This window comes from Azospirillum endophyticum (assembly GCF_016595245.1).
Lineage (GTDB): Bacteria > Pseudomonadota > Alphaproteobacteria > Azospirillales > Azospirillaceae > Azospirillum > Azospirillum endophyticum.
In genome coordinates this window covers 1-10624 of record NZ_JAENHM010000026.1, presented here as the reverse complement: position 1 = coordinate 10624, position 10624 = coordinate 1, and the positions used below count along the sequence as shown (strand labels likewise).

Annotated in this window: 8 protein-coding genes and 2 tRNA genes; 1 reads left to right on the top strand and 9 read right to left on the bottom strand. The window is 67.1% G+C overall.

Going from position 1 to position 10624, the window contains the following annotated elements; genetic code table 11:
- Positions 1 to 188 precede the first annotated feature (188 nt).
- From JHL17_RS08520 to JHL17_RS08485, 8 genes are all read right to left on the bottom strand, one after another.
- On the bottom strand, positions 189 to 1115 hold the full coding sequence (locus JHL17_RS08520) for a diguanylate cyclase (RefSeq protein ID WP_200192037.1): 927 nt from the start codon (positions 1113 to 1115) through the stop codon (positions 189 to 191).
- 123 nt (positions 1116 to 1238) lie between these two features.
- Positions 1239 to 2798 (bottom strand): chromosomal replication initiator protein DnaA, encoded by a 1560-nt coding sequence (gene dnaA / locus JHL17_RS08515; RefSeq protein ID WP_200192035.1) that lies wholly within the window; start codon positions 2796 to 2798, stop codon positions 1239 to 1241.
- 592 nt (positions 2799 to 3390) lie between these two features.
- Positions 3391 to 3651 (bottom strand): 30S ribosomal protein S20, encoded by a 261-nt coding sequence (gene rpsT, locus JHL17_RS08510; protein ID WP_044549314.1) that lies wholly within the window; start codon positions 3649 to 3651, stop codon positions 3391 to 3393.
- A gap of 206 nt (positions 3652 to 3857) precedes the next feature.
- Positions 3858 to 4634: an enoyl-CoA hydratase gene (locus tag JHL17_RS08505; RefSeq protein ID WP_200192039.1), complete on the bottom strand. Its 777-nt coding sequence runs from the start codon at positions 4632 to 4634 to the stop codon at positions 3858 to 3860.
- A 117-nt stretch (positions 4635 to 4751) separates the two neighbouring features.
- Positions 4752 to 5204: a hypothetical protein gene (locus tag JHL17_RS08500; protein WP_200192033.1), complete on the bottom strand. Its 453-nt coding sequence runs from the start codon at positions 5202 to 5204 to the stop codon at positions 4752 to 4754.
- A 12-nt stretch (positions 5205 to 5216) separates the two neighbouring features.
- Positions 5217 to 6059, bottom strand: a complete 843-nt coding sequence (gene mutM, locus JHL17_RS08495) for a bifunctional DNA-formamidopyrimidine glycosylase/DNA-(apurinic or apyrimidinic site) lyase (RefSeq protein ID WP_200192031.1) — start codon at positions 6057 to 6059, stop codon at positions 5217 to 5219.
- Positions 6060 to 6270: 211 nt separating this feature from the next.
- The gene (gene pip / locus JHL17_RS08490; protein WP_200192029.1) at positions 6271 to 7221 is read right to left on the bottom strand and encodes a prolyl aminopeptidase; all 951 of its coding nucleotides are present in this window, start codon (positions 7219 to 7221) and stop codon (positions 6271 to 6273) included.
- A gap of 146 nt (positions 7222 to 7367) precedes the next feature.
- Positions 7368 to 7444, bottom strand: a tRNA-Arg gene (locus JHL17_RS08485).
- A 470-nt stretch (positions 7445 to 7914) separates the two neighbouring features.
- Here JHL17_RS08485 and JHL17_RS08480 point away from each other — a divergent pair.
- Complete coding sequence (locus tag JHL17_RS08480) at positions 7915 to 10014, top strand: methyl-accepting chemotaxis protein (protein WP_200192027.1); 2100 nt, start codon at positions 7915 to 7917, stop codon at positions 10012 to 10014.
- A 136-nt stretch (positions 10015 to 10150) separates the two neighbouring features.
- On the opposite strand, the gene JHL17_RS08475 is transcribed toward JHL17_RS08480, so the two are convergent.
- Positions 10151 to 10227, bottom strand: a tRNA-Arg gene (locus JHL17_RS08475).
- Positions 10228 to 10624 lie beyond the last annotated feature (397 nt).

The window sequence follows — 10624 nt, the reverse complement described above, 5'->3', positions numbered from 1 at the left end:
AAACTTCGTTTGCGCTGACGCGACAGGCGGACCTTCGGTCCGCCGAAAGCGGGGAGAGGGTCGGGGTGAGGGGGATGCATTGCGTGGCTTTGGCGGGGGCCGGAAGTGGGCGAGGCTTGAGGATCCTCGCCGCGCGCCCCCCTCACCCTAACCCTCTCCCCGGGGGGGAGAGGGGATCTCGAGAGCCGTCACATGACGTAGAAGCTCGCCTTCACGACCACGCCCTCGGCACCGCGCAGGACGGTGCGGTTGCGGCCGCTGCGCTTGGCGAAATAGAGCGCCTCGTCGGCCTGGGCCAGCAGATCGGTGACCGAGAGGGTGTCCCGGTCCAGGCATATGCCGATGCTGACGGTGAAGGAAAAACCGCTGCCGGTCTCGGTCTCCACCGACAGGGCGGCGGTGGAGCGGCGGATCTCCTCCACGCGCGCCAGCGCCGATTCGAGGTCGCCGGCAGGCAGGCACAGGCAGAACTCCTCCCCGCCGAGCCGGCCGAGGAAGCCGCCGGCGGGCACCTGGGCGGCGCAGTTGTCGGCGAAGCGCTTCAGCGCGAGGTCGCCGTTGCCATGGCCGTGGGTGTCGTTGATCGCCTTGAAATGGTCGATGTCGAACATCGCGATCGCCAGCGGCGAGCCGGTCTCCTTCGCGGCGCGGCAGGCCCGTTCCAGCCGGCCCATGAAATGGCGGCGGTTCGCCACCCCGGTCAGGTAATCGGTGTTCAGCATTTCCACCATCACCCGGTGCATGCCGGTGATGCGCTCGCCGGCCCGCACGCGGGCGCGCAGCATCGGCAGGTCGATGGGCTTGGCCAGGAACTCGTCGGCGCCGGCCTCGAAGGCCTCGACCCGCCGGGCGGTCTCGCTGTCGCCGGTCATCAGGATGGTGAAGGTGCGGTGCTGGTCGTCCGCCGCCCGGATGTGCCAGCACAGTTCCATCCCCGTCATCACCGGCATCTCCAGGTCGGTGATGACGATGTGGATGTCGTGGCTGCGGTAGAGGGCGAGCGCCTGCCCGCCGTCCTTGGCAAGCAGAACGCGGTAACCGCTGCTCTCCAGTTCTTCCCGGATCAGTTCGCGAAAGAAATTCGAATCGTCGGCGACAAGAATAGTCGTTTCCACCAGCACACCCGTGTCGTCGGCAAAGAGTCCATGCGCGCGGACCTTAGCAGACTTCACAATGCGATGGCATAGCGGTATAGAGACAGCATAGAAAGACAGCGGGACCGGCGAACCGGCCGGTCTTCAGCTTTCCAGCATGCGCCGCAGCAGCTCGACGTCTTCGGCGAAGGACGGATCGGTGGCGCGCAGCTCGTCCACCTTCTTGACCGCATGCATCACCGTGGTGTGATCACGGCCGCCGAACTTGCGGCCGATCTCCGGCAGGGAGCGGGCGGTCAGCTGCTTGGCCAGATACATGGCGATCTGGCGCGGGCGGGCCACCGCGCGGGCGCGGCGGGCCGAATGCATGTCGGCGACGCGGATGTTGTAATGCTCCGCCACCCGCTTCTGGATCTCGTCGATGGTGACGCGGCGGTCGTTGGCGCGCAGCAGGTCGTGCAGCACCTCCTGCGTCGTCTCCAGCGAGATGGAGCGGCCGACCAGCTCGGCATGGGCGACGATGCGGTTCAGCGCTCCTTCCAGCTCGCGCACGTTGGACGTGATCTTGTGGGCGAGGAACTCCAGCACCTTCAGCGGAATGGTCGCCTGGAGCGCGTCGGCCTTGGCCTGGAGGATGCCGAGCCGCAGCTCGTAGGTGGTCGGGTGGATGTCGGCGACCAGCCCCCAGCCGAGGCGGGAGCGCAGCCGCTCCTCCATCCCCTCCAGGTCGGACGGGCTCTTGTCGGCGGAGATGATGACCTGGCGGTTCTGGTCGACCAGCGCGTTGAAGGTGTGGAAGAACTCCTCCTGCGTCGAGTCCTTGCCGCTGATGAACTGGACGTCGTCGATCATCAGCACGTCGACCGAGCGGAACTGCTGCTTGAAGGCCATCGTGTCCTTGAAGCGCAGCGCCCGGATGAATTGGTACATGAACTTCTCGGCCGACAGGTAGAGCACCTTGCGGTTCGGGTCGTTCTTGCGGATCTGCCAGGCCAGCGCATGCATCAGGTGGGTCTTGCCCAGGCCTACCCCGCCATAGAGGAACAGCGGGTTGAAGGTCACGGTGGTGGCGTCGGCGACGCGCCGCGCGGCGGCGTGGGCCAGCTCGTTCGGCTTGCCGACGACGAAATTCTCGAAGGTGAAGCGCGGGTCGAGCGCCGCCGACAGGTCGGAGCGGTCCTCGAGGATCGCCGGGACGGCGTTCGGCGATTCGTCCGACGCCCCGCCATAGGAGGCCGAGGTGTAGACGGTGGAGGCCGCCTGGGACGCGTTGCCGTAGTAGGACGCCGGTTCGCCGGACCCGGACGGGCGCGCGGATGCCCCCGACGGCGGGGCCGGGCGGGGAGCCGGCCGGGAGGCCGGATGGGGAGACGGGCCGCGCGGCGCCGGAGAGGCGCGGTCGTCGTCGATGTCGTCGTTGTCGGCGACCAGCGCCGCCGGCGGGTTGGTCGAGGCGACGATGACGTCGATCGACTGCACCTCCGGATTCTCGCCGGACCACAGGGCGCGGATGCGGTCGGCATAGTGGGTCAGCACCCAGTCGCGCATGAAGCGCGTGGGCACGACGATGCGCACCTCGCCGCCGACCAGGCTGGCGACGGACAGCGGCTGAAGCCAGCTCCGATAGGCGATCTCGCCCACCTCTTCCTTCAGGCGTCCGCGAATGCGCGCCCACTGCTGATCCAACGACACGCCGACCGACATGCTCCCTTACTCCCGCTCCTTCCGCCGACCGGCCCCACCGCCGTGGCGGCGCGGGATCGCCCCGCAACCGGCCCTCGAAACCGGCCCCCGAACCGGATTGGCCGCCCGTCCGCTCCAGCCAGGAAGTCTCCGCCAAGGAAACGCCGGGCAAGGTAAACCGAACGGAACACCATATCCAAAAAGCACGCGCCGGAGTCGACGGGATCGTAAATCCCGCCCCAGGCGCGACAGCTTGTAAGTAAAAGAAGATCGTGCGATCGACCGGGACTCAACAAGCCCTGATCCGGCGTAAGACCTTCAGTATTTCACTGCTGTGTTCAGCCAGCCACAGAGTGTTGCATCACTCCTATTAGCCCGGCCGAATGGAGCAAAATTCTAGCGACGCCCAGGAAATCTGGCAATGGGACAGATGGCGAACGGCTCAAAAAGATAAAAACGTTCGCATCGACCGCAAGACCGATCCCGAATCTCATACGCGATTCTAAGGACAATCTAAGACAATTGCCGTTTACCCGCATCTTTATTTAAAACGCAAAAAGCCGCGCCCCGAGTCACGGGCGCGGCTTTTTGAAAGCAGCGTATGAAGGCTCTATCAGAGAGCCTTGATCGCGGCCGACAGACGCGACAGCTTGCGCGACACAGTGTTCTTGTGCAGCACGCCCTTGGACACGCCGCGCATCAGCTCCGGCTGAGCGGACTTGAACGCGTCGGCGGCGGCGGACTTGTCGCCGCTCTGGATCGCGCCCTCGACCTTCTTGACGAAGGAACGGATGCGGCTGATGCGGGCACGGTTGACTTCCGTGCGACGCTCGGTCTGACGAATGCGCTTTTCAGCGGACTTATGATTGGCCATGTAAACCCTACTCCGAACGACACGGCTGTCGTGATGCGAGCGCGCCTTATACGCGGCAGAGCACCGCGAGTCAAGGCGTGGACGGCCGATGATTTTGACTAATCGTAGTTGAACGACATCTTGATGGGATCTGCTCCATCCCCCGCAAGATGCAGGGGAAGGAGCAGACGGCAGAGTCAACGCCGGCCCGGTGCCGGAGCGGCGACTCAGCGGTTCTTCCAGGTCGCCTGGCGCTTCTCGGCGAAGGCGGCCATGCCTTCCTTCTGGTCTTCGGTGGCGAAGGTCGAATGGAACAGGCGGCGCTCGAAGCGGACGCCCTCGGCCAGCGTCGTCTCGTAGGCGGCGTTGACCGACTCCTTGGCCATGGCGACGACCGGCTGCGACAGCGAAGCGATCTTGGTGGCGACCTTCACCGCTTCCTCGACCAGCTCGGCGGCCGGGACGACGCGGGAGACGAGGCCGCAGCGCTCGGCCTCGGCGGCGTCGATCATCCGGCCGGTCAGCACCATCTCCATCGCCTTGGACTTGCCGACGAAGCGGGTCAGGCGCTGGGTACCGCCGGCGCCGGGGATGGTGCCGATGGTGACCTCGGGCTGGCCGAACTTGGCGGTGTCGGCGGCCAGGATGAAGTCGGCCATCATCGCCAGCTCGCAGCCGCCGCCGAGCGCGAAGCCGGCGACCGCGGCGATGGTCGGCTTGCGGCACTTGGCCAGCCGCTCCCACTTCGCGGTGATGAAGTTGGAATTGTAGACATCCATATAGGAGAAGCCGGCCATCTCCTTGATGTCGGCGCCGGCGGCGAAGGCGCGCTCCGACCCGGTGACGACGATGGCGCCGATGGCGCCGTCGGCCTCGAAGGCGTCGAGCGCCTGGCCCAGCTCGGTCACCAGCTGGTCGCAGAGCGCGTTCAGCGCCTTCGGACGGTTCAGCGTGATCAGCGCGACCGGGCCGCGGGTCTCGACGAGGATGGTTTCAAAGGACATGGTTGCGGACATGGCTGCAGCACTCTCCCGATGGGGCGAGCCCGGTTGCTTCCGGGACTCGTGGTTGTTGGGGTGTTCGACCGTAGGGTCCCGCGAGTATGACGGGCGTGCCCGCAGTCAGCGCGGCGTCAAAGTGAAGCGGACGGCGGTTGCGGCGGCGGGCTTTGCCTGCTGGGCGGCCTTTTGGTCGGCTTGCGGGAATTCCAGCCGCAGCTCCTCGCCATCGCGGACGAAGACGCGGTCGGCGGTGCGGCGCCAGCCCAGCTGCGGCAGGGTCTGGTCGTAGAAGGCCAGCACCGCCTGTCGCGGCACCTGCCCCGACAGCACGGCCTGGACGATGCGCCCGCCCGGCTTGTCGAAGACCAGCGGCTCCGATTCGGCGGACGCCAGTCCCGGCATCACCGGAACATCGGCGGTGCCGGGGACGAAGGGTCCGGACTCGGCAGCGGCCAGTTGGGCCGCGGCAGCCTGAGGAATGGGAATGAGGAAGCTCCCCAGGCCCGCGACCGCGGGGCCGGCAAGGAGGAAAGCGGCGGACGCCGCCCGGAGCATGGCCGGTAGAGCCGTCATCCCCCAGCTATATCACCGTTGGCGCGCCGCACAAAAGAAAGTCGAGCGGCCCGACTGTACAATCCGCTGAACGCCCCCCGTCCGGCCGCGGTCGCAGTCGCAGCCGGGGCAGCCCTCGCCCTCCCGGTCGTAGACGGCGAACTGGTGCTGGAAGTAGCCCAACTCCCCCGATGCCTGCCGGTAGTCGCGCAGCGAGGAGCCGCCGGCGGCGATGGCGCGCTCCAGCACCGCGCGCACCGCGGCGGCGAGGCGGTCGACCTCGTCGGCGGTCAGGCTGGCGGCGCTGCGGGTGGGGAGGATGCCGGACTGGAACAGCGCCTCCGACACATAGATGTTGCCGAGGCCCGCGACGATGCTCTGGTCGAGCAGGGCGGCCTTGATGGGAGTGAGCTTCCCGGCCAGCCGGCGGGCGAGGTCGGGACCGGAGAATTCGTTGCCGAGCGGTTCGGGTCCCAGGTTGCGCAGCATCGGGTGGTCGCCCAGCGCGTCGGCCACCGTCAGGTCCATCAGGCCGAAGCGGCGGGCGTCGTTGAAGGTGACGATGGTCCCGGCATCGGTCTCGAACACGACATGGTCGTGCTTGTCGAAGGCATCGGGGCGTTCCGGCGCGATGATCATGCGGCCGGACATGCCGAGATGGGCGATCAGCACGCCGCCGTCGTCGAGATGCATCAGGATGTATTTGGCGCGCCGCCGCACCGACTGGACCACACGCCCGGTCAGCCTTTCGCAGAAGCGCGGCGGAAAGGGGGTGCGCAGGTTCGGCCGCCGCTGCTCCACACGGACCAGCCGCCGGCCTTCGAGATGCGGGGCGAGGCCCCGGCACACCGTCTCGACTTCGGGAAGTTCAGGCATCGGCAGAGTGTGGGGTGGGAGGAACGGAAGTTAAAGCCCTCTCCCGTCCCGGGAGAGGGTGGTTTCCAGATACAAGGGAGGGGACCCACAAAGTGGGGAGGGTGAGGGGTGAGGCAAGAAACCATGCGCTTCCGGCTCCTTGGATACTCCCTCACCCTTCCCATGCTCTGCATGGGCCCCTTCCCTCTCCCGGGGCGGGAGAGGGAGGATCTCACCGGTACTCCTTGAAGCGCTCCGTCGCCTGGATCAGGGCGGCGCGGATGCCGGGTTCCATGGCGGAGTGGCCGGCGTCGGGGACGATGCGGTAGTCGGCCTCCGGCCAGGCGCGGTGCAGCTCGTCGGCGGAGACGACCGGGCAGACGACGTCGTAGCGGCCCTGGACGATCACCGCCGGCAGATGGCGGATGCGGTGGACGTCGCGCAGCAGCCTGTCCTCCGGCGTGAAGCGGTTGGAGCGGAAGTAATGCGCCTCGATCCGCGCCAGCCCCAGGGCGTGGCGGTCCTCGCCGCTGGCGGCGATCAGGTCGGGCGACGGCAGCAGGGACGAGCAGCTGCCCTCATAGATGCTCCACACCCGCGCCGCCGCCATGCGCACCATCGGGTCGGGCGAGTCGAGGCGCTTCCAGTAGGCCTCCAGCAGGTCGCCGCGCTCGTCCTCCGGGATATGGGCGGTGAAGGCGGCCCAGGCTTCGGGGAAGAGGACGCGCATCGAATAGAGGAACCAGTCGATCTCGCTCTTCCGCATCAGGAAGATGCCGCGCAGGATCAGGCCCAGGCAGCGGTCGGGGTGGGTTTCGGCATAGGCCAGCGCCAGCGTCGACCCCCAGGAGCCGCCGAACAGGTGCCAGCGCTCGATGCCGAGATGGCGGCGCAGGGTCTCGACGTCCTCGACCAGCCGTTCGGTGGTGTTCTCGCGCGTTTCGCCCAGCGGGGTGGAGCGGCCGGCCCCGCGCTGGTCCATCACGATGATGCGGTAATGGGCAGGATCGAAGAAGCGGCGGTGGGTGGGCGAGGCGCCGGCCCCCGGACCGCCATGCAGGAACATCACCGGCACGCCGCGCGGGTTGCCCGCCTGCTCCCAATAGACCGTGTGGATCCCGTCGACGGCGATGGTGCCGGTTTGGAACGGGTCGATGGGCGGATAGAAGTCGCTGCGGGGCATGGCCATGCATCCAGTGGTGCGGGTCATGAGTGTAGAGGAGCCACCGGGGCTTGCGCCAGAGCGACGAGGTTCTTGATACGACAAAGGCCGCCCGGAGGCGGCCTTGCATGTCGGTCACGGTCTTTCGACCGATGATTTGGTAAGGATGGCGCGCCCGAAGAGATTCGAACTCCTGACCCTCAGATTCGTAGTCTGATGCTCTATCCAGCTGAGCTACGGGCGCGCTGTGTATCCTTCCGTCCCGGCGTCGGCGGCCAAGCCGTCGGCGTCGAGGCGCGCAACATACTCAGAAGCCCCCGGACCCGCAAGCGCTTTTCTTCGAAAAAATCGCAACCGGGCTTGCTGCCGGCCGGCCGGCGGATTCCGCCGCGCCTGCGCTGCCGAATTGGCAACAATGCCTTCCAGGCACGTCAACACTGCCGCTCTTTTTTGCGCAATATCGTTCTATGAACAAGTCGTTGCCAAGTCCCAGCATGCAGACGCTCCCGGCACGGCGAAGCTCCGCCGGTGGAAACGGGCGTTTTGTTAATGATTTCTCAACGATGCGCCGTCTGAATGATGATCAAGATCATCCGTCCATTCAAAATCCACAAAAAATATCTGCGAACTCAAGAGCAGACTTCAACCAAAGATGCGGGTCCTGCTTCCGGCCAACCGTTATCTGCATCAACATCGATGAAGTGTGATCCGCTTATGATTCAGCTTCGAAAAACCTCGCTCAAAGCGGTTCTCAGCGTGGTGATCGGCACGATCGGGATGCTCGCGGTCTTCACCAGCATCTCGGGTCTCGTCGATGCGGCGCGCAACGAGCGTGACGCGAGCCGCGTCGCCATGCTTGCCGCGACTAGCCAGCAGCTTTACGAGGCGCTGCGCTCGGTGCGGCTGGAGCGCGCCACCACCCTGGTCCCGCTGCGGGCGGAGACGGTGGCCGATGAGGCTGCGGCGAAATCGGTGGCCGAGCTGCGGGGCAAGGCCGAAGCCGCCTTCGCCCCCGGCATGGCGGCACTCGACCGGCTGGACCCAATCAGATTCGGATCATACGCGACGGCGATCCGGTCGAGCCACGACGCCCTGAACGCGCTGCGGGGACGGGTGGACAGCGCGCTGCGTACGCCCAAGGCCACGCGCGACCGGACCACCGTCGACTCATGGCCGAAGGTTGCCGATGCGTATCTGGCTGCGGTGCAGGCGGCGACCGATGCCGTCGATGCCGGCATGGCCCTGGTCGATCCGACCACCGACCAGCTTCTGGCCCTGAAGCGCGCCGCCTGGGTCGTCCGGCTGCGCACATCCACGGAAATCCTGTCGGCCAGCGCCGCCATCGGCGAAGGGCGGCCCTGGACCCAGGCGGAAATCCTGACGGCGGCGGAGGAGCGCGGCCGGATCGACACGGCCTGGACCCTCATCGCCGATGCGGCGAAGCGTCCCGACACGCCCAAGCGCATCGTCGAGGCCGTCGAGGCCGCGAAAAGCAAATTCTTCGAGACCGGCGGCGCCCGGCGCAAGATCGTCCTCGACGCGCTGTCCACCGGCGGCAAGCCGGACATCACCGCGGAGGCCTGGGTGAAGCGCGAAGCCGCCGACCAGGCGCCGCTCAACGCGCTGGTCAACGCCGCGCTGGAGGAGATGGTCGCCCACGCCGACTGGAAGGCCGCACAGTCCCAGCGCCAGCTGATGATCCAGTCCGCCATCCTGCTGCTGGCCGTCGGGCTGTCGGTCGCAGGGCTGGTGTTCGTGCGGCGCCGGGTGACCGGGCCGATCCAGGCCCTGACCGTGGCGATCGACCGGCTGGCCCATCGCGATTACGAGGTCGCGCTGGCGAACGACGGACGCGGCGACGAGATCGGCCGGATGCAGCAGGCGCTGCTGGTGCTGCGCGACAACGGGCGCCAGCATGCCGAGATGGTCCAGGCGCAGATCGCCGCCCAGGCGGCGGCGGCGGCGCGCACCACGGCGGTCGACCGGCTGTGCGGCGATTTCAGCGGCCGGGTCGGCACCAGCCTGGACTCGGTGGAGAGTGCGGCGTCCCATCTGATGGGCACCTCGGCGGCGGTGACGCGGATTTCGGAACAGTCGGCGGGAGACAGCGGCGCCGTCGCCGCCGCCGCCCACGAGGCTTCGGCCGGCGTCGAGACGGTGGCCGCGGCGGCCCAGGAGCTGTCGGCCTCCATCGGCGAGATCAGCCGGCGCATGGCGGAATCCGCCACCATCTCGCAGGACGCCATCGAGCGGACGGAGCGGACGGACGGCATCATCGTCGAGCTGGCCGCCGCCAGCGAGGCGATCGGCGCCATCGTCACCCTGATCGGCGACATCGCCGGCCAGACCAACCTGCTGGCGCTGAACGCCACCATCGAGGCGGCCCGCGCCGGCGAGGCCGGCAAGGGCTTCGCCGTCGTCGCCAGCGAGGTCAAGGGACTGGCCACGCAGACGGCGCGCGCGACGCAGGACATCACCGACCGGATCGCCCGCATCCAGAACATGACCCAGGACGCGGTCGAGGGCGTGCGGTCGGTGTCCACGGTGATCCGGCAGATGAACGGCGTCACCACCGGTATCGTCGCCGCGGTGGAGGAGCAGGGGGCGGCGACCAACGAGATCGCCCGCAACGTTCAGGAGGTGTCGACCGCCGCCAACCGCATCTCCGCCAGCATCTCCGACCTTGCCCGGACGGTGGATCAGTCGCGCGCCGTCGCCGCCGATGTGCTGGAGGCGGCGGAGCTGATGAACCGGCAGGCGGAACTGCTGAAGGACGATGTCGGCGGCTTCCTGGCTGAAATCCGGCGCGCGTAGCGTCAGGCGTCTTCGGTGAAGGATGGGCGGGGCCGCGGCTCCGCCCGATCCTGTCCGGCAGAGCCGCGCAAGGCCTGAAAACACGAAAGGCGGCCGAAAGGCCGCCTGATCGTAAGTATCCGGTTTTTTTGGAGGATGGCGCGCCCGAAGAGATTCGAACTCCTGACCCTCAGATTCGTAGTCTGATGCTCTATCCAGCTGAGCTACGGGCGCCTTATCCACCATCTGTCCCGGCGTCGGCGGCAGGCCGTCGGCGTCGAGGCGCGCAACATACTCAGAAGCCCCCTGCCTCGCAAGCCCTTTTTTGACGAATTTTCGACGGGGTCACGGCGGACGGAAAGGCTGCCCGGTCAGAGGACAAGAGGAACACGGATGTCACGGATTTGAACACGGATTACACGGATTTTTCTTGAACTCGGCGACGCCCCGGACTGTCCCGACAGCGGTCGCTCCGGAATGCCAGATCCGTGAAATCCGTGTTCATCTTGCCCGCCGCTGCCGAAGCGTTCCGGGCAAGGGGGAGCCGCACGTCGGACGCACCCCCCGAATCCAGGGCTCCGAATCCGGGTTAACGGATTTTAACGGCGAGAATGGCGTCGAGGTAATCGGT